Below are 24349 nucleotides of genomic sequence, written 5' to 3'. Positions count from 1 at the left end.
GACCGAACTCGGGCGGCGACCGGCGCGAAGGGTCAGGCCGGACTGTTCACGCAGAAGCTGTGGCAGATACGTTCGCGGACAATCACTTCCGGGCATTCGGGATCGAACCATCGGTCGACGTGCGCCCAGTGGACGGGATGCATCAGATAGGGGCCGGTGAGACCGTCCAGGTCGGTGAACTCCTGTTCCCAGACATGCGTCCACGGCGAGGATCCGATACCGCGCGCGACCCGGCTCAACTGCCAGGACCGGATGCTCGGCAAATAACGGGGCATCCGCAGCAGGTCCGCTTCGAAGCGCTCGATCGTCGCGCGCGATGTGCCCGGCGCGACCCGTAGCAGCAGGACCCGATACACCGATCCGGTGGCGTCCGGTTCGGCGATACCCGCTGTGCCGCCCTGATATTCGGCACCGTCGACGTGGACCACCGGGCTCTCGCTCAGCAACGCGTCCACCTCGGCAGTGGTCCCCGCCCAGTCGGCGGACTCGTCGAAGCGCAGGTGCACCAGGACATCACCGCCGTTGCGGACTCCCGGCAACGTGGGCTGGACCAACACGCGGTGTGCCACCGGAGCGGCGATTCCACGCAGCCCGATCATCAACCGGTCAAGCGCGCCGGGGTCGGTATCGGGCGAAAGATGCACCAGCCGCGTCACCTCAAACATCGCCGAGCCTGTCGACATCGGCAGCGAGCGCACCGGTCGAGCGAGTCCGTTCGACGATCAAGTCCGCCGCCGCGGCCCACCACTGCCGCACCGACTCGTCGGGACGCCCTTTCCAGGTCATCGCCCACCAGCCCCGAGCACCATCGAGGACCCAGCTCGCGATGACCGTGTTCGACTCGTCCGGGAACCACACGGGCGGACTCACCACGATCCTCTCCAGCACCATGCCGCGTTCCCGCGCGCCCGGCGCGTAGTCACGCAGATAGGCGTCGACGAATTCTCTGGCGCGGCCCGGCTTCGTCACTACGGTGTCGATCACGTAGACCTTCGTGGCTTCCATCCGCCGACCGTAGGCAGCCGCCGACGGGCATCGACCTGGTGTTTCCGCCCAGTGGGAGAACGCGGCCATGGGCCGGTCGCTCGAACCCGACGCTCGCGAGGGCGTATTCGACCAACGGATTGACACCAAGAGCCATGTTGACAGTAACTGTCATGTCGAGTGATACTTTCACCAATGATGCGGTGGATAGTTCGTCGCACGGTTCTCGAAGGGTGGTGGGCGGTGTCATTGCGCGATCGGCAACGTCGTCGGGTTCGCGACGACATTCAGCGGGCGGCCTACGGATTGTTCGCACGGTCGGGGTTCGAGGCGGTGACCACCGAGCAGATCGCGGCGGAGGCGGGGGTTTCGCCGAGTACGTATTTCCGGCATGTGCGGAGCAAGGAGGATCTGCTGCTCGAACCGGTGCGGGAAGGAGGCGCCGGTATCGCCGGCCTGTTGGAGACCCGCCCCGGAGACGAGCCAGCCGATATCGCGTTGGCGGGGGCGATCCTGGCGCGCTCGACGTCCATGGCGGTCGAGGAGCTCGAGCAGTGGCGAGCGGCGTTCACGACAGCACCGCACCTGCTGGAGCGGGTCACGTTGATCCCGCCCGATCATCGGGTCCGGTTGGTGGAACTCATCGCCAACCGGATGTCACGCGATCCCGAGGCCGATCCCACGCCGGGACTGTTGGTGCATCTGATGCTCGCGGCCGCGGAGTTCGGTCTCCTGCAATGGCTACGCGACGCACAAGACCCGGCGACGTCGCTGCCGATGTGTATGGAATCCGCGCTGGCCGCAGTTCATAGCCCTCGATGGCGGAGCTCCGAGGCTTGATCTCCCTGGCTCCCAATGTATTTCACAGATAGGAATCAACACCAGCCATGCACCCAGAACACAGCGATACCGACACCGTCGACGTACTGGTGGTCGGCTCCGGCGCCGCCGGGATGACCGCCGCGATCACCGCTGCCCACCACGGGCTTTCGGTACTCGTCGTCGAAAAGGCCACCCATTGGGGCGGATCCACCGCCAGGTCCGGAGGTGGCGTCTGGATTCCGGGCAATACCGTGCTGCGCCGGGAAGCCCCAGATGACGACCTCGAGGCCGCGCGCACCTATCTGACCGACATCATCGGCCCAGCAGTCGACAAGGACAAGATCGACACCTACATCGACCACGGGCCGCAGGTATTCGACTTCCTCACTGCCCACAGCCCGCTGCGGATGCGGTGGGTGCCCGGTTACAGCGACTACTACCCCGAGGCCGAAGGTGGTCGCAGCCACGGGCGTTCCGTCGAACCTTCCCCCTTCGACGCCCGAGGGCTTGGTGCGGAGTTGGCCACCCTCGAACCCGATTACTCCAAGGCCCCCCGCAATTTCGTGCTCACCCAGGCCGACTTCCGTCAGATCCACCTCGGGTTGCGCAACCCCCGTGCACCCTGGCACGCGATCCGAATCGCCACCCGCTGGCTCACCGCTCGCGTCCGAGGCCGTCACCTACTCGCTCGCGGCCAGGCGTTGAGCGCCATGTTGCGGACAGGGATGCTCGACGCCGGGGTCCCGCTGCTGCTCGACACCCCGCTTCTCGAGTTGATCCGCGCCGATGACCGAGTCACCGGCGCGATCGTGCGCCGTGGCGGCCGTGAACACCGCATCACCGCGCGAGCCGGGGTGATCCTGGCATGTGGCGGCTTCGAACGCAATTCTGCTCTACGTCAACTACATCAGCGCGCACCCATCGGCTCGGAGTGGACCGTCGGCGCCGCCGCCAACACCGGCGACGGTATCGCGGCCGGTGCCACCGTGGGCGCGGCGACCGGATTCATGAACGACTCCTGGTGGGGGCCATCGATCCCGTTACCTCGTCAACCGTGGTTCTGCCTGGCTGAACGGAATCTGCCCGGCAGCCTCATCGTCAACGACCGTGGCCAACGGTTCATGAATGAATCATTGCCGTATGTCGATGCCGTACACCGCATGTATGGCGGAGAATACGGACAGGGCGACGGTCCGGCGGAAAACCTGCCCGCTTGGCTGATCTTCGACCAGCGCTACCGCAACCGCTACCTGTTCGCAGGCCTTCCCCCGCGGCAACCCCTGCCCCGGCGTTGGTTCGATGCCGGTGTGCTCGCCCGCGCCGTCACCATCGGCGAACTCGCCGACAAGATCGGCGTGCCTGCCGAGCGACTCACCGGCACGGTGAACCGGTTCAACACCTTCGCCCGCACCGGTGTCGACGAGGACTTCGGTCGAGGCGACAGCGCCTACGACCGTTACTACGGCGACCCCCGTCAACACCCCAATCCCAACCTCGGCGCCTTGGCCACCGGCCCCTATTACGCCGCCCGCCTGGTGCCCGGCGACCTCGGTACGAAAGGCGGCCTGGTCACCGACACACACAGCCGAGTCCTGCGCGCCGACCACACCGTCATCGAAGGCCTCTACGCCGCGGGCAACACCGCGACACCGGTCATGGGCCACACCTATGCCGGACCCGGCGCCACCATCGGACCCGCGATCGTCTTCGCCTACCTCGCCGCCCACCACATCGCCACTACCGGACACCGCGCACCGACCATCGCAAATCCGAACAACGGGTGACGCATCCGCGACGACAATCGGTCGACCGAGTCGACGGGCATCGACCTGGTGTTTCCGCCCAGTGGGAGAACGCGGTTCGGATCGCGTCGCACCGGTCCTACGGTGAGGCCGACGACGTGTTCGACCGCCGATCGCGTCGCCGAAAACCAGGAGGACCAGTGACTGTGCGAACTTTCCCGACCACCGGACCGGGTGCGGTTCCCGATCCGGAAGTCGCGGCCATGCTCGCCACGCTCGACGCCGGATTCCCCGATGTCGCCACGATGGTAGCGGCCGATGTGCGCGCCGCGATCCGCGCCAGACGCGCTCCGCTGCAACGACTTCCCGAGATGCGGGAAGCTCGCGACATCACTATCGACGGTCCCGGTGGTCCGCTGCCGCTGCGCGTGTTCCGTCCCCATCACGACGGCGGGGCACTGCCGGTGATCGTGTTCGCGCACGGCGGCGGCTTCGTGTTCTGCGATCTCGACAGCCACGACGAGTTCTGCCGCTCGATGGCGGCCGGTGTCGGTGCGCTGGTGATCTCGGTCGACTACCGGCTCGCGCCGGAGCATCCCGGCCCCGCGGCGCACGACGACATGTTCGCGGCGCTGCGGTGGGCCGCGGAGAACGCCGGCGCCTACGGCGGTGATCCGTCGCGGATCGCGCTGGCCGGTGACAGCGCGGGCGGCAATCTCGCGGCCACCGTGGCCATCGCCGCCAGGGACGGTGGTGGTCCGCGGCTCGCGGCGCAGATCCTGATCTATCCGGTGATCGACGACGATCTCGAGACCGAGTCCTACCGGCGTTTCGGCACCGGCCACTACAACACGACCAGCGCGATGCGGTGGTACTGGCAGAACTACGCCCCGGACGGCACCGACGACGTTCGCCTGGTGCCGACCAGGGCCGACTCACTCGCCGGTCTACCGCCCGCGGTGGTGATCACCGCCGAGTTGGACCCGCCGTGCGCCGCCGGGGACGCCTACGCCCAGCGCTTGGCAGCCGACGGTGTCGCCGTCCGGCATCGCCGCTACGACGGGCTGTTCCACGGATTCCTCAGCATCCCGTCGCTGGCCGCCACCGTGGCCGCGCGCACCGAGATCTGGGCTACGGTGCGCGAGATGCTCGACCTCGACCACTAGTTCACCACCGGCGCGGCGGTTCGGGTTCAGACCGCGGTGAAGTACTCGATCTTCGGCGCACCCGCCAGCAAGGGAGCCATCAACTTGCCCGCCGCGCGGAAATGGTCCGACCGGCCGTGGGCTTCGACAGCAGCGTCGTCGGAATACAATTCGAAGAACCGGTAGTGCTCGGCATCGGTGCGCGAACGCACCAATTGGTAGGTCAGATTGCCCGGCTCATTGGCCTTGATCTGTTCGATGAGATCGGCGACGACGGCTTCGAACTCCGCACCCGCACCGGCTTTGACGGTGACCTCGGCGATGACTGCGATCATGATTTCTCTCCTTTTCGGTGCGACGCTACCCGCGATCGGGCGCGCCTAGCTCAGGTCTGTAGGTAGGCCACGATGCTGCCGGTGAGCCCGGCGAGGGCATCCTCGAGGTTGCCGTAGGTGCCGAGTGTGCGTTCGGAGGTGATGCCGCGCATCGCCGCGGGGATCAGCGCGGCCACCTGCCGCACCCTGACCGGGTCGACCCCCAGGTCCGCGAACGCACGGTGGCAGGCATGGTCCCAGTTCGGTTTCCACGACGACAATTCCGCGGCGGTGAGCGGGAACTCACGTTCGAGTTCGGCCTGCTCGCGCGGTAGTGCGGCGCGCAGTGTCTCGATGGCCAGTGATTCCGGCGTGCGCAGGCCGACGGCCATGGTGTCGACAAGGGCAGCGACGCGTTCGTGCAAGGTCCCGTCCGGCCGCAGGTTCGCGGGTAGGTCGCCGCGTTTGTCGGCGGTGTAGCGCAGGACCGCGGCCCACAGGCCGTCGATATCACCGAACTGGTACTTGACCACACCCCAGGTGGCGCCGATATCGCGAGCGATGCGATTGCCCGATACCGCCGCTGGATCGCCAGTGGCCAACGACGCGATAGCTGCCTTGATCATGCTGTCTCGCGATTGGATACCGCGCCTGTTCGCGCGTCGCCCACCGATCGCCGGTTCAGTCACGAGGACCGACTATAGCTGCTCCGAGCTGCGCGATCCAGTTTCACCGAACCCTCTTGTATTTTTTAAAAGAGGGTTCTATTCTAATTTCGTTCTGTGGTCGGCATCACACCGAACAGCTCATCGCCGCGTCGGCACGCGCCCGGGTGCCTCTGGAGGATTCCGATGGCCGAAACACCCCTGCCCATGGAACCGACGGGCTGGTTCCAAGTGGCGTGGTGCACCGAGATCACCGCAGGCGCCGTCCACCGGATGAAGTACTTCGGGCGCGAAATGGTCGCCTGGTGTTCGACTTCCGGCCGGATCGCGGTATTCGACGCCTATTGCGAGCACCTGGGCGCCCACCTCGGCTACGGCGGGCATGTCGAGGGCGAGAATCTCGTGTGCCCGTTCCACGGCTGGGAATGGAACCGCGAAGGGCGCAATGTCTGCATCCCGTACGAGAGCCATCCGAACAAGGGTCGCCGCATCCGCAGCTATCCCGTGGTGGAACGCAACGAGGCGGTGTGGATCTGGTACGACACCCAGGGCCGGGCGCCCTATTTCGAGGTACCCGATATCTTCGCGGACTTCGGCGACGACAAGACCGCTCAGGACTACTACCAGCCGGTACCCGTCGCGACGCTCTATCGGCAGCAGCTGGAACTTCATCCGCAGTACGTGCTGGAGAACGGTGTCGACTTCGCCCATTTCAAGTTCGTGCACAAGACACCGTTCGTCCCGAATTTCACGCGCCATGATTTCTCCGGGCCGGTGTCGTTCGTGGACTTCACCATCGCCTTCGACGCGGGCATCGCCGAGAACGACGTCAACAGCGGAGTCGAATCGATCAACGCGGGCCTCGGCTGCACGGTCACCAAGAGTTGGGGCATGGTCGACAACCGCACCATGCCCGCGGTGACACCGGTCGACGATGTCACCTCCGACGTCCGCTTCACCGTCTGGATCGGACGCAAACCCGGCGACGACAGCTCCGAGATCACCACCTACGGCAAGACGATGGCCGCCTACATCATCGAGCAGTTCGAGGCCGACATCCACATTTGGGCGCATCAGCGCTACTCCGACCCACCAGCGTTGTCGCGCAAGGAATTCGACGGGTTCACCGCGTTGCGCGCGTGGGCCGCCCAGTTCTATCCCGACAACGGCGCAGCCACAGATCTCGACCAACGACCCGCGACACAAGGATTCACATCATGAGCAGCTCCGGCAGAGTCCGTGTATTCCAGGTGGCGACCGGCAATCTCGGCACCGAGATGATCGGACGCATCCAACAGCATCCCGATCTCGAACTGGTCGGACTGCATTGCTATTCGCCCGACAAGATCGGACGCGACGCCGGAGAGATCGTCGGTATCGGTCCGATCGGAGTAATCGCTACCGGCTCGGTGGAGCAGATCATCGCCGCCCGACCCGACGTCCTCACCTTTCACGGCGTCTTTCCCGACGAAGACCTCTACGAGAAAGTCCTCGAGGCAGGCATCGATGTGGTGACCACCGCGGACTGGATCACCGGCTTCCACCGCGACACCAACCATCCGCACCCTTCCGGCAGGAAGGTCAGCGAGGTGATCGCGGCCGCGTGCGAGCGCGGCAATGCCACCTTCTATGGCACCGGCATGAATCCGGGACTGAGTCAGATCCTGGGAATCGTGCATACCGCCGACGTTGCCGAGATCGAGAACATCACCGTCACCGAATCGGTCGACGTCTCGTGTCACCACTCGGTCGACACCTGGAAGGCCGTCGGGTACGGGCGCCCGATCGACGATCCCACGATCGGGGAATCGCTGCACAAATACACCGCGGTCTTCGCTGACGCCGTCTACCTGATGGCCGATGCCTTCGGCCTCGAACTCGACGAGGTGAAGTTCGGGTACGAACTCGGCGCCTGCACCGAGGACGTCGATCTCGGCTGGTACTTCCTGCCGAAAGGGTCGTTGGGCGCCAACTACATCAAGTACCAGGGCATGGTCGACGGGGTCGCGCGGGTGGAATCACATCTCGAATGGCAAATGACCCCGCACACCGATCCGGCGTGGAATATCAAGGGCTGCTACATCACTCAGGTGACCGGCGATCCCAGCATCTACAGCAAGCACATGATCTTCCCTCGCAAAGGGTTCGACCTGTCGGATCCGCGGAACTTCGCCTCGATCGGCATGACCGTGACCGGGCTGCCCGCACTCAACGCCATCACATCGGTGGTCGCGGCACCCGCGGGAATCATCACCAGCGCGGACCTTCCCTTGCGAGCCTTCGCGGGACGTTTCAAGCTCTGAACCAGCACAGGAAAAACACGGCCTAGTCTGCCGGGTCGTGCTGCTCGAGTTCTTCCGCGCGCACACGCTGCTCGATCTCGCGCCAGCGCCCCGGCGTCGGATGGGGGTATTCGGCGCGGTCGTCGTGTTCGGCATCGGCCAGCACGGTGGCCGCGTTGTCGATGTCATCGATCAACTGCTGGGCGAGGTCGCGTTCGGTCGCGTAATGGCGCTGCGCCCATTGCAGTACGAGCTGCGAATAGGCCCAGCCCGGTTCAGATTTCGCGGCTTCGGCATCGATCGCGGCGCGCTGCGCGAGTTTGTCGACATCGGCGATATGGTCGTGCAGGATCTGCTTGAGCCGATCCGGGGACCCGAGATGGCCGAACATGACGCGCAGCAGCACGTGGTGTTTGAGTACCGACGGATCGACGGGCGCCTTGTTCCACCACGTGGTCACCGCGGCCCGACCCTCCGCGGTGATCTGGTAGAGCCGCCTGGCGCGCATGGTGTTGTCGGGGTCGAGGCGCGAACTCGCGAAGCCGTGCTGTTCGAGCTTCTTCAGCTCGGCGTAGATCTGACTATAGGACGGGGTCCAATAGATGTAGCGCAGGCTCCAATCGGCCCACTTCTTCAGGTCGTAGCCGGAGATCTCCTCCTCGTACGAGAGCATGGCGAGCACCGCCCAGCTGGTCGGCGGCAGATTCGGCACGCCGGTGTCGGGGTCAGGGGTAGCCATTGCTGAATGCTAGCAACCGGCTTTATCGGAATTCACCCGTCAACAACCGCTGACCGGGAGGGCGTCTTGAGCCGCGCCCCGATCTTCCCGGATTCTGGGAAATATCGAATTCCGTTCGGAAGGACCCCTATGAATGCGGACAACGTCGTCGTCGACGCAGGTATCCCGGCCCCCGCGGACCTACGCAGAGTGCTCGGTCACTTCGCGACCGGCGTCGCGGTGATCGCCGCCCACGACGGGACGCGACCGCTCGGCTTCACCTGTCAGTCGGTGGTGTCGGTGTCGCTCGACCCGCCGTACGTGTCGTTCTGCCCGGCCAAGAGTTCGACCAGTTGGCCGCTGCTGCGCGAGGTGGGCGCCCTGTGTATCAACATCCTGGCGCAGGAGCAGAGCGCGCTGTGCCGCCAGTTCGCGGTGAGCGGCGCCGACAAGTTCGCCGGTGTCGAGTGGGACAGGGCGGGCAACGGCGCGCCCGCGCTGGCCGGGGCGCTGGCCCAGATCGAGGTGACAGTCGAGCTCGAGCACGACGCGGGCGACCACACCGTGGTGCTCGCCCGCATCGGTGACCTGCGGGCCACCGAGGGCGCCGAGCCGCTGCTGTTCTACAAGGGCGGGTTCGGCGGCTTCGCGTCCTGATCCGACGACAACGGGGTGGTCCACGCCGGACCACCCCGTCGTCGTGTGTCACGCCTCGATGACGTCGAAGCCCTTGTACCCGGCGGCCGCGACCTCGGCGATGATCTCGCCGTAGACGCCGAAACCGCCCACGAACGGCATGAACACCCGGGGCCTGCCCTCGATGTTCGCACCCAGATACCACGAATTCGCCTGTGTCATCAGCGTTCCCGCGGCCCGGTCGACGCATTCGAGCACCCACTCCGACACCGCGTCCTGGCGCGCCTCGAGCGCCACCGCTCCCCTACCGTCGAGGAAGCCGATGGCCTCGGCCACCCAGTCGACGTGCAGTTCCGAGTGCAGCACCATATTGGCCAGCACCGACGGACTGCCGGGACCGGTGAGGTTGAACAGGTTCGGAAAGCCTGTCATCCCCAGTCCCAGATAGGTTTTCGGGCCTTCTCGCCACGCCTGGTTGAGTGTCTCACCACCCCGGCCGACGATGTTCATCCGCGAAACCGAGCCGGTCATCGCGTCGAATCCGGTCGCGAGCACCAGGGTGTCGAGCGGGTAGTGCGCGTCGGTAGTGTGCACGCCCGCGGCGTCGATCCGGGTGATCGGCGTCGCCTTCAGGTCGACCAGCTCGACATTGTCGCGGTTGAAGGTCTGGTAGTAGTTCGTGTCGGTGCAGATCCGCTTGGTGCCGATGGGGTGGTCGTGCGGAACGAGCAGATCGGCGACACGCGGGTCCTCGATCACGGCCCGCACCTTCTCCTCCCAGAATTCCCGCGCGGTGTCGTTGGCGGCGAGGGTGGTCAGCTGGTCGGGGAAGGTCTTGCTGAACAGCACACCGCCCAGCGCCCAGCGCTTCTCGTAGGCCTCGCGCCGTTCTCGCGCACTCACCGTAACCGCGGAGTCCGGATGCGCCTGATGCGGGGAACCGCCGCCGCTCGCCATCGACAACCGCCTGCGCTCGGGATAGTTCGCCTTCTGCGCCGCGCGGTCCTGCTCGGTCAGCGGCGTATTGCCTGCGGGCACACTGTAATTGGCGGTGCGCTGGAACACGTGCAACTGCTGTGCCTGCTCGGCCACGCACGGGATCGTCTGGATGCCGGAGGATCCGGTGCCGATCACGCCGACCCGGCGGCCGGTGAGGTCGACCCCCTCGTGCGGCCAGTGCGAGGTGTGCAGGATCTGCCCGGCGAAGGTGTCGAGTCCGTCGATGGCCGGGGTGTTCGCGTTCGACAGTGGGCCGGTGGCCAGCACGACGAACCGGGCCGAGACGGCGTGGCCGGTGTCGGTGTCGACCTGCCAGCGCAGGGTCTGCTCGTCGAGCACGATATCGGTGACACGGGTACCGAATTCGATGTCGCGGCGCAGGTCGTAGCGATCGGCGACGTGCTCGAGGTAGGCCAGGATCTCGGGCTGGGTGGCGTATTTCTCGCTCCAGTTCCATTCCTGTTGCAGGGCGTCGTCGAAGGAGTACGAGTAGTCGACGCTCTCGACATCGCAGCGCGCGCCCGGATAGCGGTTCCAGTACCAGACGCCGCCCACGCCGTCACCGGCTTCGAACACCCGCACGGTGAGGCCGCTGCCGCGGAAGCGGTACAGCGCGTAGAGGCCGGCGATGCCCGCACCGACGACGACCACGTCGACGTCGGTCGGGCCTTTCGCTGGTGCCGATGGGGTCTCGGGGTTCACAGTGCCTACCTTTCGATGGAGACCGGTTTCTCTGCGGCGACGCTAAGGACGCGCGCACCGTTCGAGCAGGTCCCCTTCCCGCTGACCGGCACATTCGCGTATCGATGCCCTCCCGGTGATCGGGAGATCCGCCCCACGGCACCCGGCGGCGGGCCTACCGTCGAGCGCAATTCGAGGTGGTACCAGGAGGAAACAGTGGTGGACTGGAACGACGAGGTCGATGTGCTGGTCGCGGGGTCGGGCGGTGGCCTGGCCGGCGCCTACACCGCGGCCCGCGAGGGACTCAGCGTCGCGGTGGTCGAGGCGACCGACAAGTTCGGCGGCACGACGGCGTATTCGGGCGGTGGCGGAGTGTGGTTCCCCTGCAACCCGGTGCTCGAACGAGCGGGCACCGACGACACCATCGACGACGCGCTGACGTACTACCGCGCCGTGGTCGGCGACCGCACCCCCGACGAGTTGCAGCAGACCTACGTCCGGCGGGGTCGCGATCTCATCGAATACCTCGAAGCCGACGACCATTTCGCGTTCATGATGCTGCCGTGGCCGGACTACTTCGGTAAGGCGCCCAAGGCCCGGCTCGACGGTCAACGCCACATCATGCCGACACCCCTGCCCGCCGCCGAGCTGGGCCCGCTGCGCGAATCCCTGCGCGGACCCCTCGACACCGACCGGCTCGGCGCTCCCCTCCCGGACCTGCTCATCGGCGGTCAGGCGCTGATCGGGCGGATGCTGCGCGCGATCTCGAGCTACCCGCACGCGCGGCTGCACCTGGATTCGCCGCTGGTGGAACTGGTGGTCGAGGACGGCGTGGTGACCGGCGCGATCGTCGAACGCGACGGCGCCAGGATCGCGATCCGCGCGCGGCGCGGCGTGATCCTCGCGGCGGGTGGATTCGAGCAGAACGAGGCACTACGCGAGCACTACGGTGTGCCGGGTGAGGCACGGGACACGATGGGGCCCCCGGGAAATCAGGGCAAGGCGCACCAGGCGGGCATCGCGGCGGGCGCCGATACCGATCTGATGGATCAGGCGTGGTGGTCGCCCGGGCTGACCCATCCCGACGGGCGTTCGGCGTTCGCGCTGTGGTTCACCGGCGGCATCTTCGTCGACCAGGACGGCAATCGCTTCGTCAACGAGTCCGCTCCCTATGACCGACTCGGGCGTGATGTCATCCGGCAGATGCGCGAGCGCGGGCTGACCCTGCCGTTCTGGATGATCTACGACGACACCGAAGGCGAGGTGCCGCCGATCAAGGCCACCAACGTCTCCATGGTCGAGACCGAGAAGTACGTCGAGGCGGGGCTGTGGCACACCGCCGACACCCTCGCCGAGCTCGCCGGGAAGATCGGCGTGCCCGCGGCGAACCTCGAGGCCACCGTCGAGCGGTTCAACGCGATGGTCCCCACCGGCGTCGATCCCGATTTCGGACGTGGTGACGAGGCCTACGACCGGGCCTTCTCCAACGGCGAACCGCCGCTGGTGACCATCGAGAAGGGCCCGTACCACGCGGCGGCGTTCGGCATCTCCGACCTGGGCACCAAGGGCGGTCTGCGCACCGACAGCGCGGCGCGGGTACTCGGCCGCGACGGCGAACCGATCCCCGGCCTCTACGCCGCGGGCAACACCATGGCCGCCGTGAGCGGCGAGGTCTACCCCGGCGGCGGCAATCCGATCGGCGCGTCCATGCTGTTCAGCCACCTCGCCGTCCGCCACATCCTCGGCGAATGACCCACTCCCGGTCTCTCCCGCTGGCCGGGAGAGACCGGGGCACCCGGGCCACCGAATGTGGTTCGGTTCACAGACTCATCCCTTTCGACATTTCAGGAGCGACACGATGGCTTCAGCGGACGACATTCGCGCGACGGTGCGCAAGTATGTGGAGGCCGTCGGCAGCGGTACGGCCGCCGACGTCGTCGCCCTCTACCGCGAGGACGCGACGGTGGAGGACCCGGTCGGCACCGAGCCGCATGTCGGGCACGCGGCGATCACGAAGTTCTACGAGAACATCGAGCCGCTGGAGCGTTCGACCGAACTGTTCACCCTCCGCGTCGCGGGCGACAGCGCCGCGTTCAGCTTCCGGGTGGTTACCAAGTTCGGGGAGCAGACCTTCACCCTCGACCCGATCGATGTCATGACCTTCGACGAGGACGCCCGCATCGTGAGCATGCGCGCGTTCTGGTCCCAGGACGACATGGTCGTCGGCTGAGCGAGGCGGACATGACTGCGACCGAACAACACTGGGATCACGAGGTCGATTTCCTCGTCGTCGGCAGCGGCGCGGGCGGGCTCACCGCCGCGCTCGCCGCCGCCGATCGCGGCCTGGACACCCTGGTCATCGAGAAGGCCTCGGTATACGGCGGCAGCACCGCGCTCTCGGGCGGCGGTATCTGGGTGCCCAACAACCCGGCGCTGCTGCGCGAGGGCCTCGGCGATTCCCGCGCCGACGTGCGCGCCTACCTCGACGCTGTCGTCGGCGACCGGGTGCCGACGAAGAATCTCGACGCGTTCATCGACGAGGGTCCCCGCATGCTGGCCTTCCTCGAGACCAGCCCGCACCTGCGTTTCCAATGGTGCACCGGCTATTCCGACTATCACCCCGAAGCGCCGGGCGGACGACCGGCCGGCCGGTCCATCGAGCCGCTGCCGGTCGACCTCAAACAGCTCGGCGCGGACGAAGACCTCCTGCGACCCGCCGCGCTCGCGACGCCGCCCGGGCTGTTCATCACCTCCAAGGACTTCGTCCAGCTCAATATGGTGACCCGCACCTGGCGGGCGCGCTGGACGGCGCTGCTGACCGGTCTGCGGGCGATCAAGGCGATCGTGTTGCGCAGGCACATGGACACTCTCGGCCGGGCACTGATCGCCCGGCTGCGACTGGCGTTGCGCGATGCCGGTGTCCCGCTGTGGCTCGACACCCCGCTGCACTCGTTGATCACCGACGACACGGGCGCGGTGCTCGGCGTTCTCGCCGAACGCGACGGCCGCGAGATCCGGATCAGGGCGCGCGCGGGTGTGCTGCTGGCGACCGGCGGTTTCGAACACAACCAGGCGATGCGCAAGCAGTACCTGCCCGACGGCGGGCGCGACAACTTCAGCGCGGCCTCGACCGACAACACCGGCGACGGCATCATCGCGGGCGAACAGGTCGGCGCGGCCGTCGATCTCATGGACGACGCGTGGTGGATGCCCTCGTTCCAGCGCCCCGAGGGCATCAACCAGGTGCTGGTGTCGGAGCGGTCGATCCCGCGCTCGATCATCGTCGACAGCGCGGGCAAGCGCTTCACCAACGAGGCCTCGCCGTACGTGACGTTCGTGCACGCCCAACTCGCCGGCCGCCATGATCCGGCGTGGCTGATCTTCGACGCGAAAGCCAAGAGCCGCTACCCCATCGGCGGCATCGTGCCCGGCCAGAAGTTCCCGTCCTCCTGGCTGACGAGCGGCCTGATGCAGACCGCGCCCGACATCGAGGGACTGGCCGCGGCGATCGGCGTTCCCGTCGAGAGTCTGCGCGACACCGTCGGGCGCTTCAACGGTTTCGCCCGCGACGGGCACGACGCGGACTTCGGTCGCGGGGTGAGCGCCTACGACAACTACTACGGCGACCCGACCCTGGCCACGCCCGCGCTCGATGTGCTGGACAAGGGCCCGTTCTACGCGCTGCGGGTACGGATCGGCGACCTCGGCACCAAGGGCGGACTGGTCTACAACGCCGACGCCCAGGTGCTGCGCGCCGACGGTTCGGCCATCCCCGGCCTCTACGCCGCGGGCAACACCTCCGCCGCGGTGATGGGCAACGACTACGCCGGTGCGGGCGCGACGATCGGTCCGGCCATGGTGTTCGGCTACATCGGCGCGCGCCATGCCGCCGGCGAGCGATGAGGCGGGTGAGAATGCAACCCGTCGAATGCGCTTCCTGCGGCAACAAGGTGCTCGCCGAGAAGTTCAGTCCGAGCCACACCAGCATCCAGTGGCTCGACGACGCCGAGTCCGCGTGCCCCGAGTTCGCTCGGCGCGCGGCACTCGGTGAGCACAGCAGTTGGATCCCCACCTGCCCCGCCCTGCGCGATTCCATCGAGGACGCCGTTCGCGCAGGCGCGTTGACGACCGATCAGCTCCGCCACGAACCGGTTCCCGGCCGACTCGGCTGACACCCAGACCAGGAGAGAAACCATGAACAGACTCGACAACCACCGGACGCTGGTCACCGGCGCAGCATCGGGCATCGGCCAGGCCACCGCGCTGCGGCTGCTCGACGAGGGCGCCACGGTGGTGGCCGCCGATGTATCGGCCGACGGCCTCGCCGCGACCAGCGCGCAGGCCGCGGAGCGCGGGACCGCGGACCGGCTCACCACCCTGGTGCTCGATATCGGCGACGAACAGTCGGTGGTCGAAGGCGTGCGATCCTCGGTCGAGACCCTCGGCGGACTGGATTCGCTGGTGAACGCGGCGGGCATCCTGCGCGCCTCGCACACCGAGCAGACCTCCCTCGACCTGTGGGACCTGATCATCCGGGTGAACCTCACCGGCACGTTCCTGGTGGTCCGCGAGGCACTGCCCGCCCTGCTGGCCAACCCGCGCGCGACAGTGGTGAACTTCAGTTCCACCTCGGCCGCGTTCGCGCACCCGTACATGGCGGCCTATGCGGCGAGCAAGGGCGGCATCCAGTCCTTCACCCACGCCATCGCCCTCGAGTACGGCAGCAAGGGCCTGCGCGCGGTCTGCGTCGCGCCCGGCAGCATCAAGTCCGGAATCACCGACGCCACCCCGGGATACCTGCCCGCCGACTCCGACTGGGCCCTGTTCTCCAAGTTGTCCCCCGCACTGCCGACCGACCGCGAATCCGGCGGCGCGGGCATGGGTGACCCGACCGCGGTGGCAGGCGTGATCGCGATGCTCGTCTCCGAGGACGGCGCCTTCATCACCGGCACCGAGATCCGCATCGACGGCGGTACCCACGCGTGATCGACCTGAGCTACGAGGGCACACTGCGCGAGATCACCACCGACGCGGGTGTCCTGCGCTACCACGAGGCGGGTGAGGGACCGCCGCTGCTGCTCCTGCACGGATCGGGGCCCGGCGTCACCGGGTGGCGCAACTTCGGCGCCAATCTCGCCGCCTTCACGGACCGATTCCGTTGTCTCGTCCTGGAATTCCCCGGCTTCGGGGTGAGCGACGACTTCGGCGGACATCCGATGGTCACCGCGCTCGACGCGGTGGTCCGTTTCGTCGACGCGCTCGGCCTGGACAGCGTCGACATCATCGGCAACTCGATGGGCGGCGGCGTGGCGCTCAACTACGCCATCGCCCATCCCGAGCGGGTCGGCAAGCTGGTGACGATCGGCGGCATCGGCCGCAACCTCTTCAGCCCCGGCCCCGGCGAGGGCATCAAGCTGCTGCAGGAGTTCACCGAAGAGCCCACCCGCGAGCGGTTGATCCAGTGGCTGCACTCGATGGTCTACGACCCGGCGATGGTCACCGAGGAATTGATCGAGCAGCGCTGGACCCAGGCCACCGATCCCGCGACCCTCGACAGCGCCCGCCGAATGTACAGCAAGGCCGCGTTCGCGATGATGGTCCGCGCCATGGAAGCCTCCGACGCCCCACCACCGTGGGCGATGCTGCACAAAGTGCAGGCGCCCACGCTGATCACCTGGGGCCGTGACGACCGCGTGAGCCCCCTCGATATGGCACTGATCCCGATGCGCACGATCCCGCGCGCCGAACTGCACGTGTTCCCCAACTGCGGGCACTGGGCGATGATCGAACGCAAGAACGAATTCGAGTCGGCCGTACTGGCTTTCCTCACCCGCAAGGACACCGCACTCTGAACAAGACAAATGCGCGGGCTGCCATTCGGCAGCCCGCGCATTTGTTGTTTCTGTGGCCGAAGATCTCCTCGGCTAGCGCTGGGTACTGCCCGCGTCGATGGGCAGCGTCACCGCGGTGATGTAGCGGCCCTCGTCCGAGGCGAGGAACAGGGCGGCGTTGGCGATGTCGACCGGTTCGACCCATGGAATGGGCAGCATGTTCATCGTCACGGCCGCCTCCGCGAATTCCTCGCGGGTGGGATGTTCGCGGTCGGGCCGGAACACCTTGCGCACCATGTCGTTCTGGATCATCGGGGTGTCGACGTTGGTCGGATGCACCGAGTTCACCCGGACATGGTGCGGGGCGAGCTCTTTCGCGAGCGAGCGCATCAGTCCCACCACCCCGTGTTTGGCGGCGGTGTAGTGCGCGACGCCGACCAGACCGCGTAGTCCGGCGATCGAGCTGGTCAGGATCATCGCGCCGCCGCCGCGCGCGATCAGGTGCGGCGTGGCGGCCTTGCACGTCTGCCACACACCGGTCAGGTTGACGTCGATCATCGTCTGCCACTGCTGTTCGGTCAGTTCCAGCGCGCCGCCGCTGGAACTGATTCCCGCGGTGGCGCAGACGATGTCGAGGCCGCCCAACTGCTCGACCGCGGCGTCGACCGCGGCCCGCAGCGCCGCGCCGTCGCGGACGTCGACGGTCGCGGCGACGATCCGCGCGCCGGTCGCCTCGACCGCGCGCACGGTCTCGGCGAGGTCGTCGTGGGTCGCCCCCGGCGACACCACGGTCTCGACCGGTCCGCAGATGTCGACCGCGACGATGTCGGCGCCTTCCTCGGCCAGCCTGATCGCCTGTGCGCGGCCGATGCCGCGCGCGGCGCCGGTGATCAGCGCGATCTTGCCCGAAACCCGTCCCATGTCACACCTTCTGAGTAAGTCCGGCATCCACCACGAGTTGGGTTCCCGTCACGTAACGGGACTCGTCGGATGCGAGGAAGAGCACGGCATTGCTGATGTCGACCGGATCCACCCACGGAACGGGGAGAATCGTGCGGCGGGCGAGCGCCTCCGCCGCGTCTTCGCGGGTCGGATTCGGCAGGTCGGGGCACAGTTTGGCGTACACGGCGGCATTGAGGATCATCGGCGTCGCCACCGAGCCGGGATGCACCGTGTTCACCCGGATACCGCGCGGGCCGAGTTCATTGGCCAGGGTGCGGGCGAGGCCGACCACGGCGTGCTTGCTCGCCGAGTAGTGCGCGGCCGCGGCCGCGCCGACGATGCCGTTGGTGGAGCTCACGATCACGACCGACCCGCCGTCGGTCAACGCCGGAACGGCTGCCCGCACGGTGTGCCACATGCCGGTGAGATTGATGTCGATGGTGCGTTGCCAGGCCTGGTCCGACAGCTCCCAGGACAGGCCGAGGTCGCTGTAGATGCCGGCGTTGGCCACGATCACGTCGAGGCGGCCCAGTGCGGCGACGCCGTCGGCGACAGCCACATCGAGCTGTGCCTGATCGCGCACGTCGGCGACGCCGGTGACGCACAGGCGGCCCACCGTCTCGACTTCCCTTGCCGTCTGGGCCAATTCGTCCGCGGCGGCCTCGATGTCGAGGGCGATGATGTCGGCGCCCTCCTCGGCCAGCCGACGGCAATGGGCGCGGCCCATTCCCCCGGCCGCGCCGGTCACCAGCGCGACGGTGTTCTGCATGCGGTTCATCGGGCGCCCCCGGAATATCTGGTGTCCACGAGCCCGACGCTAGGGTCGTCGACCACCGCGTCTGCCCTGGTCTTCCCGGTCAGCGGGCTGTGCGCGGCGATCTCCCGGCCACCGGGAGCCATGGGCTCCGCAATGACGTCGGGCCTGCGACGGTTGCTCCGCAACGCCGGTTCTGTGATCGAGGAGGACACCAGTGACGAGGGCGACTGTCGACGTTCCGCGTGGCTCGCGGGTGGTGACGCTGCGGGTGTCGGCGGTGATCGAGGAGACCGAGGACGCCCGCTCGCTGGTGTTCGATGTGCCCGATGCGGTCGCCGACCGCTTCACCTACCGGCCCGGCCAGTTCCTCACGCTGCGTATCCCGAGCGAGCGGAGCGAAGCGGTGGCGCGCTGCTACTCGCTGGCGAGTTCGCCGTTCACGGGCGATCCGCCGCAGGTCACGGTCAAGCGCACGCTCGGCGGTTATGGCTCGAACTGGTTGTGCGACAACATTTCTGTCGGCGACACGCTCGACGTGCTGCCACCGCAGGGAACCTTCACCCCGGCCTCCCTCGACACCGATCTGCTGTTGTGGGCGGCGGGCAGCGGCATCACGCCGGTGATGTCGATTCTGCGTTCGGCCCTGGCGCGCGGCGCGGGCCGGGTGGTGCTGTTCTACGCCAATCGAGGGCAGGAATCGGTCATCTTCGCCGAGGCCCTGCGCGACCTCGTCGCGCGGTACCCGGGCCGAATCACCGTGGCGCACTGGCTCGAATCCCTACAGGGCCTGCCGACCGCGGCGCAGCTGGCCGAGTTCGCCGCGCCGTATCCGTCCTACGAGTCGTTCGTGTGCGGGCCGGGCCCGTTCATGTCGGCGGTGACCGAGGCGCTGTCCGGTGCCGGGTGGCCACGCGAGCGCATCACCACCGAGGTATTCGTCTCGCTGTCCGGTGATCCCTTCGCCGAGCCCACGCCCCTCGACCCGGTCGACGCCGAGGATGCCGCGCGCGTGGAGGTGGAGCTCGACGGGACGGTGCACGCGCTGAGTTGGCCGCGCTCGCGCACCCTCGTCGACGTGATGCTCGCCGACGGACTCGATGTCCCCTATTCCTGCCGTGAGGGCGAATGCGGTTCGTGCGCGTGCACCGTCGTCGACGGCGAGGTCACCATGACCAACGCCGCGATCCTCGATCAGGAGGATATCGACGCCGGCTACGCCCTGGCCTGCCAGGCCCGTCCGCGCACCGACCGGGTCCGTATCCGCTTCTGAGACGAAAGGTGTGCCGTGGCAACCGATACCGCGCGATCCGATGTCGGATTCGGCTCGGACCGTGGGCCGGTGCTGGCCTCACTGATGCTCGCCACCGGACTCGTCGCCCTCGATGCGACGATCCTGGCGACCGCGGTGCTGTCGATCACCGACAGTCTCGGCGATTTCACACTGTTCCCCTGGCTGTTCACCATCTACCTGCTCGCCCAGGCGGTCACCGTGCCGATCTACGGCGCGCTCGCCGACACGTTCGGCCGCAAGCCGGTGATGCTGTTCGGCATCGCGGTGTTCGCGCTCGGCTCACTGCTGTGTGGGTCGGCGAGCAGCATGCTCGCTCTGATCGTGTTCCGCGCCGTGCAGGGCATCGGCGCCGGCGCCATCCAGCCGACGACCATGGTCATCGCCGGTGACCTGTACACACTGGCCGAACGTGCCACTGTCCAGGGCTATCTGGCCGGGGTGTGGGCGGTGGCGTCGGTGACGGGGCCGCTGCTCGGCGGCATCTGTGCCGACTACCTCGGCTGGCGGTGGATCTTCCTGATCAACCTGCCGCTGGCCGCGCTCGCCGCATGGATGCTGGTCCGCAACTTCCACGAGTCCGTACCCCGGCGTCGCCGCGGCATCGACTACGCGGGGGCGGTGCTGTTGACGCTCGGGGCGGGGGCGCTGGTGCTCGGGCTGCTCGAGGGTGGGCACGCCTGGGCGTGGGGGTCGCCGCTCGGCTTCGCGGTGTTCGGTTGCGCCGCACTGTCGCTCGTGCTGTTCGTGGTCGTGGAAGCGCGTGCCGCGCAGCCGATTCTGCCGCTGTGGGTGTTCACCCGGCGGGTGGTGGTCGCGAGCTGCGTCGCGGCCATGCTCGGCGGGGCGCTGCTGTTCGGGTTCACGACGTATGTGCCGATGTTCAATCAGGGCGTGCTCGGTACGAGCGCTCTGGTCGCGGGGCTCGTCACCGGCGCACTCACCCTCGGCTGGCCGCTGGCGGCGGCTCGCGCGGGAAAGGTGTACCTGCGCTTCGGGTTTCGCGCCTGCGCCGTGCTCGGCAGTACCGTCGCGGCGATCGGCGCGGCGACGACGCTGCTCCTCGACGAGAACTCGGCGCTGTGGCAGGTCGCCGCCTCCTGTTTCGTCGTCGGCGCGGGCATGGGGTTGGTGGCCACACCCACGCTCATCGCGGCGCAGACGAGCGCGCAGTGGACCGAACGCGGCGTCGTCACCTCGGCCAATATGTTCGCTCGGTCACTGGGCAGCGCGGTGGGGGTCGCCGCGTTCGGCGCGATCGTCAACGCGCGCCTCGGTGACGTGGATGTGCCGTCGCCGCAATCACTGTCGGCCGCAACACATCTCGTGTTCGCGACCATCGCGGCGATGACTGTCGTTCTGGTAGCCGCGTGCGCGGCGATCCCGCGCCGGGCCTCGCAATTTCCTGTCCATCCAGCGGGAGGGCATGCACCTGTGCACGGTCTCGGCCACGAGCATGGGGTGGTATCACCAGAAGAGAAGAAGAGGGAGCCAGGATGCTGACAACCGGCATGCGCGCCGAGCTCGCCGCCGAACTGGCGCGGGCGGAGCTGGACCGGGTGGCCGTGTCCCCCATCGTCGACCGGTATCCGGGCATCGATGTGGTGGACGCGTACGAGGTCCAGCTGCTCAATATCCGGCGCAGGCTGGACGACGGCGGGAAAGTCGTCGGGCACAAGGTGGGGCTGTCGTCGAAGGCGATGCAGCAGATGATGGGCGTCGACGAACCCGACTACGGTCACCTGCTCGCCGACATGGAGGTCTACGAGGACCTGCCCGTCGACACCTCGAAGTTCCTGCTTCCCCGGGTGGAGGTCGAGGTCGGGTTCATCCTCGGCGCCGACCTGCCCGGCGAGGACTGCACCGAAGCCGATGTCCTCGCCGCGACCGTCGCCTACGCCCCGTCGATCGAGCTGATCGACTCACGGATCACCGATTGGAAGATCGGGCTGGCCGACACGATTTCCGACAACGCGTCCTCGGCCGGGTTCGTCCTCGGCGAGGAGCGAGTCGCACCGGGCGACATCGACATCACCGCGATCGACGCCGTGCTCACCCGCAACGGTGAGGTCGTCGCCGAAGGCCGCAGCGACGCGGTCCTGGGCGATCCGCTGATCGCGGTCGCCTGGCTGGCCCGCAAGGTCGCCACCTTCGGGGTGCGACTCAAAGCCGGTGACATCGTGTTGCCCGGCTCCTGTACCCGCGCGATCGACGCCCGCCCCGGCGACGACTTCCTCGCCGACTTCGCCGGACTCGGCTCCGTCCGCTTGTCGTTCACCTGAGCCGACCCCACCCCGCCGGCCTGCCCGGCCGCTATTCCACGAGGAGGCCGACCGTGTCCCACGGTTCCGTCACCGCCGCGATCGTCGGATCCGGCAACATCAGCACCGACCTGCTCTACAAACTGCTGCGCTCGGAATCCATCGAGCCGCGCTGGATGATCGGCATCGACCCCGACAGCGAAGGGCTCAAACGCGCTCGCGGCCTGGGCCTGGAAACCTCCGCCGAAGGCGTGGACTGGCTGCTCGCCCAGGATGAGAAGCCCGACATGGTGTTCGAGGCGACATCGGCCTACGTCCACCGCGCCGCCGCGCCCCGGTATGCCGAACTCGGCATCCGTGCCGTCGACCTCACCCCCGCCGCCGTGGGCCCGGCCGTGGTGCCGCCGGTGAACCTGGCCTCGCTGCTGGACGCACCGAACGTCAACATGATCACCTGCGGTGGCCAGGCCACCATCCCGATCGTCGCCGCCGTCTCACGCGTCGTGCCGGTGCCCTACGCCGAAATCGTCGCCTCGGTTTCGTCCAATTCCGCAGGCCCCGGCACCAGGGCGAATATCGATGAGTTCACCAAGACCACCAGCCGTGGTGTCGAGACCATCGGCGGTGCGCAGCGTGGCAAGGCGATCATCATCTTGAATCCGGCCGAACCGCCGATGATTATGCGCGACACCATCTTCTGCGCGATTCCCGACGACGCGGACCAGGATGCGATCGCTGCGTCGATCCATCGCATGGTCGCCGATATCCAGCAGTACGTGCCCGGCTACCGGTTGCTCAACGAGCCCCAGTTCGACGAACCCTCCGTCGTCTCCGGTGGGCTGGCGAAGGTATCGGTGTTCGTCGAAGTCGAAGGCGCAGGCGACTTTTTGCCGCCCTACGCGGGCAACCTCGACATCATGACCGCCGCCGCCACTCGCGTCGGCGAGGTCATGGCCGAACAGATCCTGTCGACTCGGGTGTGATCATGACCGATTCATCAGCCTTCGACACCATCACCCCCGAGGCCCTGCGCTCGCCGCAGCCGAGCCGGGCGTAAGGAGACTCGACCATGCCATTCTCTGCCGATCTCGACATCCGGATCACCGACACCTCCCTCCGTGACGGCTCCCACCACAAACGCCACCAATTCACCACCACCGAAGTCCGCGACATCGTCGCCGCCCTCGACAACGCCGGCGTACCCGTCATCGAAGTCACCCACGGCGACGGCCTCGGCGGATCCTCGTTCAACTACGGATTCTCCAAAACCCCCGAACAAGAACTCATCACCATCGCCGCCCAAACAGCCAAAAACGCCAAAATCGCGTTCCTCATGCTGCCCGGCGTCGGCGTCAAAGAAGACATCAAGATCTCCCAAGACAACGGCGCCTCCATCTGCCGCATCGCCACCCACTGCACCGAAGCCGACGTCTCCATCCAACACTTCGGCTACGCCCGCGACCTGGGCCTGGAAACCGTCGGCTTCCTCATGATGTCGCACACCCAACCCCCCGAAGCCCTCGCCGAACAAGCCCGGATCATGGCCGACGCCGGCTGCCAATGCGTCTACATCGTCGACTCCGCCGGCGCCCTGGTCCTCGAACAAGTCTCCGACCGCGTCGCCGCCGTCGTCACCGAACTCGGCACCGACGCCCAAGTCGGCTTCCACGGCCACGAAAACCTCGGCCTCGCCGTCGCCAACTCCGTCTACGCCGTCCGCGCCGGAGCCACCCAGATCGACGGCTCCACCCGCCGCTTCGGCGCCGGCGCCGGCAACACCCCCGTCGAAGCGTTCGTCGGTGTCGCCGACAAACTCGCCATCAAAACCGGTGTCGACTTCTTCGCCATCGCCGATGCCGCCGAAGACGTCGTCCGCCCCGCCATGCCCCAAGAATGCCTACTCGACCGGCAATCACTGATGATGGGCTACGCGGGCGTCTACTCCAGCTTCCTCAAGCACGCCGAACGCCAAGCCGAACGCTACGGCGTCTCCGCAGCCGAAATGCTCGTCCGCGCGGGCAAACGCAAGCTTGTCGGCGGCCAGGAAGACCAGCTCATCGACATCGCCTTGGAACTCCAACGCGAAGCTTCCGTCACCGCCTGAGGGGCGCATTCCGGCAGCTTTCGCCCCGTGCATCACAGAGGAATGGTGACTCACCACGAAGGAAGCGGTGCCGGTATGGTGTTGCTCGCGAGATCCTCTGTCCGGGTAGACATTCCGAACCGATCGGCTAGCGTCTCATGCACGCCGATCGGGACGAGGAAAACCTTTCAGGAGTGGT

General features: G+C 67.3%; 25 protein-coding genes. 17 read left to right on the top strand and 8 right to left on the bottom strand.

The annotated features are described in order from the left end of the window. Positions 1 to 32 precede the first annotated feature (32 nt). Both IBJ82_RS06515 and IBJ82_RS06510 read right to left on the bottom strand, forming a co-directional pair. Positions 33 to 665, bottom strand: a complete 633-nt coding sequence (locus IBJ82_RS06515) for a Dabb family protein (protein ID WP_194824953.1) — start codon at positions 663 to 665, stop codon at positions 33 to 35. Then, a complete protein-coding gene (locus IBJ82_RS06510) occupies positions 658 to 1005 on the bottom strand; it encodes a hypothetical protein (protein ID WP_194824952.1) in 348 nt (115 codons plus the stop codon). Before IBJ82_RS06510 ends, IBJ82_RS06515 begins: the two co-directional genes overlap by 8 nt. Before the next feature lie 222 nt (positions 1006 to 1227). Between IBJ82_RS06510 and IBJ82_RS06505 the strand changes: the two genes are divergently transcribed. The 3 genes from IBJ82_RS06505 to IBJ82_RS06495 all read left to right on the top strand — a co-directional run bounded on the left by IBJ82_RS06505 (position 1228) and on the right by IBJ82_RS06495 (position 4714). Continuing rightward, a complete protein-coding gene (locus IBJ82_RS06505; protein WP_370585176.1) occupies positions 1228 to 1824 on the top strand; it encodes a TetR/AcrR family transcriptional regulator in 597 nt (198 codons plus the stop codon). Between the two features lie 47 nt (positions 1825 to 1871). Then, positions 1872 to 3590, top strand: coding sequence for a 3-oxosteroid 1-dehydrogenase (kstD, locus tag IBJ82_RS06500; RefSeq protein ID WP_194824951.1), 1719 nt, complete (start codon positions 1872 to 1874; stop codon positions 3588 to 3590). A 158-nt stretch (positions 3591 to 3748) separates the two neighbouring features. Beyond that, positions 3749 to 4714, top strand: coding sequence for an alpha/beta hydrolase (locus IBJ82_RS06495; RefSeq protein ID WP_370585175.1), 966 nt, complete (start codon positions 3749 to 3751; stop codon positions 4712 to 4714). Between the two features lie 26 nt (positions 4715 to 4740). Here the strand turns inward: IBJ82_RS06495 and IBJ82_RS06490 are convergent, their stop codons facing one another. Further along, positions 4741 to 5028, bottom strand: a complete 288-nt coding sequence (locus tag IBJ82_RS06490; protein ID WP_194824950.1) for a putative quinol monooxygenase — start codon at positions 5026 to 5028, stop codon at positions 4741 to 4743. A gap of 50 nt (positions 5029 to 5078) precedes the next feature. Beyond that, the gene (locus tag IBJ82_RS06485; RefSeq protein WP_194824949.1) at positions 5079 to 5696 is read right to left on the bottom strand and encodes a TetR/AcrR family transcriptional regulator; all 618 of its coding nucleotides are present in this window, start codon (positions 5694 to 5696) and stop codon (positions 5079 to 5081) included. 162 nt (positions 5697 to 5858) lie between these two features. On the opposite strand from IBJ82_RS06485, the gene IBJ82_RS06480 reads away from it, so the two are divergent. Then, the gene (locus tag IBJ82_RS06480; protein WP_194824948.1) at positions 5859 to 6893 is read left to right on the top strand and encodes a Rieske 2Fe-2S domain-containing protein; all 1035 of its coding nucleotides are present in this window, start codon (positions 5859 to 5861) and stop codon (positions 6891 to 6893) included. Then, positions 6890 to 7975 carry a dihydrodipicolinate reductase gene (locus IBJ82_RS06475; RefSeq protein ID WP_194824947.1) on the top strand — a complete coding sequence of 362 codons (1086 nt, stop codon included), beginning with the start codon at positions 6890 to 6892 and terminating at the stop codon, positions 7973 to 7975. Before IBJ82_RS06480 ends, IBJ82_RS06475 begins: the two co-directional genes overlap by 4 nt. A 22-nt stretch (positions 7976 to 7997) precedes the next feature. On the opposite strand, the gene IBJ82_RS06470 is transcribed toward IBJ82_RS06475, so the two are convergent. Beyond that, positions 7998 to 8693, bottom strand: a complete 696-nt coding sequence (locus IBJ82_RS06470; RefSeq protein ID WP_194824946.1) for a PadR family transcriptional regulator — start codon at positions 8691 to 8693, stop codon at positions 7998 to 8000. 129 nt (positions 8694 to 8822) lie between these two features. Between IBJ82_RS06470 and IBJ82_RS06465 the strand changes: the two genes are divergently transcribed. Continuing rightward, entirely contained in the window at positions 8823 to 9329 is a 507-nt protein-coding gene (locus IBJ82_RS06465; RefSeq protein WP_194824945.1) for a flavin reductase family protein, read from the top strand. Positions 9330 to 9377: 48 nt separating this feature from the next. Here the strand turns inward: IBJ82_RS06465 and IBJ82_RS06460 are convergent, their stop codons facing one another. After that, complete coding sequence (locus IBJ82_RS06460) at positions 9378 to 11009, bottom strand: NAD(P)/FAD-dependent oxidoreductase (RefSeq protein WP_194824944.1); 1632 nt, start codon at positions 11007 to 11009, stop codon at positions 9378 to 9380. Between the two features lie 195 nt (positions 11010 to 11204). On the opposite strand from IBJ82_RS06460, the gene IBJ82_RS06455 reads away from it, so the two are divergent. The 6 genes from IBJ82_RS06455 to IBJ82_RS06430 all read left to right on the top strand — a co-directional run bounded on the left by IBJ82_RS06455 (position 11205) and on the right by IBJ82_RS06430 (position 16840). Further along, positions 11205 to 12740 carry an FAD-binding protein gene (locus IBJ82_RS06455; RefSeq protein WP_370585174.1) on the top strand — a complete coding sequence of 512 codons (1536 nt, stop codon included), beginning with the start codon at positions 11205 to 11207 and terminating at the stop codon, positions 12738 to 12740. Between the two features lie 106 nt (positions 12741 to 12846). Beyond that, entirely contained in the window at positions 12847 to 13218 is a 372-nt protein-coding gene (locus IBJ82_RS06450) for a nuclear transport factor 2 family protein (RefSeq protein WP_194824943.1), read from the top strand. Positions 13219 to 13229: 11 nt separating this feature from the next. Then, complete coding sequence (locus tag IBJ82_RS06445; RefSeq protein WP_194824942.1) at positions 13230 to 14891, top strand: FAD-binding protein; 1662 nt, start codon at positions 13230 to 13232, stop codon at positions 14889 to 14891. A gap of 11 nt (positions 14892 to 14902) precedes the next feature. Next, positions 14903 to 15160 (top strand): hypothetical protein, encoded by a 258-nt coding sequence (locus tag IBJ82_RS06440; protein WP_194824941.1) that lies wholly within the window; start codon positions 14903 to 14905, stop codon positions 15158 to 15160. Between the two features lie 22 nt (positions 15161 to 15182). After that, on the top strand, positions 15183 to 15974 hold the full coding sequence (locus IBJ82_RS06435) for an SDR family NAD(P)-dependent oxidoreductase (protein ID WP_194824940.1): 792 nt from the start codon (positions 15183 to 15185) through the stop codon (positions 15972 to 15974). Further along, entirely contained in the window at positions 15971 to 16840 is an 870-nt protein-coding gene (locus IBJ82_RS06430; RefSeq protein ID WP_194824939.1) for an alpha/beta fold hydrolase, read from the top strand. Before IBJ82_RS06435 ends, IBJ82_RS06430 begins: the two co-directional genes overlap by 4 nt. A gap of 72 nt (positions 16841 to 16912) precedes the next feature. Here IBJ82_RS06430 and IBJ82_RS06425 read toward each other — a convergent pair whose 3' ends face one another. Together IBJ82_RS06425 and IBJ82_RS06420 are read right to left on the bottom strand one after the other, a co-directional pair. Then, a complete protein-coding gene (locus IBJ82_RS06425) occupies positions 16913 to 17740 on the bottom strand; it encodes a mycofactocin-coupled SDR family oxidoreductase (RefSeq protein ID WP_194824938.1) in 828 nt (275 codons plus the stop codon). A 1-nt stretch (position 17741) separates the two neighbouring features. Beyond that, positions 17742 to 18539 carry a mycofactocin-coupled SDR family oxidoreductase gene (locus IBJ82_RS06420; protein WP_194824937.1) on the bottom strand — a complete coding sequence of 266 codons (798 nt, stop codon included), beginning with the start codon at positions 18537 to 18539 and terminating at the stop codon, positions 17742 to 17744. A 193-nt stretch (positions 18540 to 18732) separates the two neighbouring features. Between IBJ82_RS06420 and IBJ82_RS06415 the strand changes: the two genes are divergently transcribed. The 5 genes from IBJ82_RS06415 to dmpG all read left to right on the top strand — a co-directional run bounded on the left by IBJ82_RS06415 (position 18733) and on the right by dmpG (position 24171). Beyond that, positions 18733 to 19788 carry a ferredoxin--NADP reductase gene (locus tag IBJ82_RS06415; RefSeq protein ID WP_194824936.1) on the top strand — a complete coding sequence of 352 codons (1056 nt, stop codon included), beginning with the start codon at positions 18733 to 18735 and terminating at the stop codon, positions 19786 to 19788. A 15-nt stretch (positions 19789 to 19803) separates the two neighbouring features. Then, on the top strand, positions 19804 to 21309 hold the full coding sequence (locus IBJ82_RS06410) for an MDR family MFS transporter (RefSeq protein ID WP_194824935.1): 1506 nt from the start codon (positions 19804 to 19806) through the stop codon (positions 21307 to 21309). After that, positions 21303 to 22088, top strand: a complete 786-nt coding sequence (locus IBJ82_RS06405) for a 2-keto-4-pentenoate hydratase (RefSeq protein ID WP_194824934.1) — start codon at positions 21303 to 21305, stop codon at positions 22086 to 22088. The genes IBJ82_RS06410 and IBJ82_RS06405 overlap by 7 nt, the downstream gene beginning before the upstream one ends. Before the next feature lie 53 nt (positions 22089 to 22141). Further along, positions 22142 to 23050 (top strand): acetaldehyde dehydrogenase (acetylating), encoded by a 909-nt coding sequence (locus IBJ82_RS06400; protein WP_194824933.1) that lies wholly within the window; start codon positions 22142 to 22144, stop codon positions 23048 to 23050. An 86-nt stretch (positions 23051 to 23136) separates the two neighbouring features. Beyond that, positions 23137 to 24171: a 4-hydroxy-2-oxovalerate aldolase gene (dmpG, locus tag IBJ82_RS06395; protein ID WP_194824932.1), complete on the top strand. Its 1035-nt coding sequence runs from the start codon at positions 23137 to 23139 to the stop codon at positions 24169 to 24171. The last annotated feature ends 178 nt before the right edge of the window (positions 24172 to 24349 follow it).

This window comes from Nocardia sp. XZ_19_231 (genome assembly GCF_015355705.1).
GTDB classification, from domain to species: domain Bacteria; phylum Actinomycetota; class Actinomycetes; order Mycobacteriales; family Mycobacteriaceae; genus Nocardia; species Nocardia salmonicida.
The sequence above is the reverse complement of the archived record's forward strand: the minus strand, read 5'-3'. Positions and strand labels throughout refer to the sequence as shown.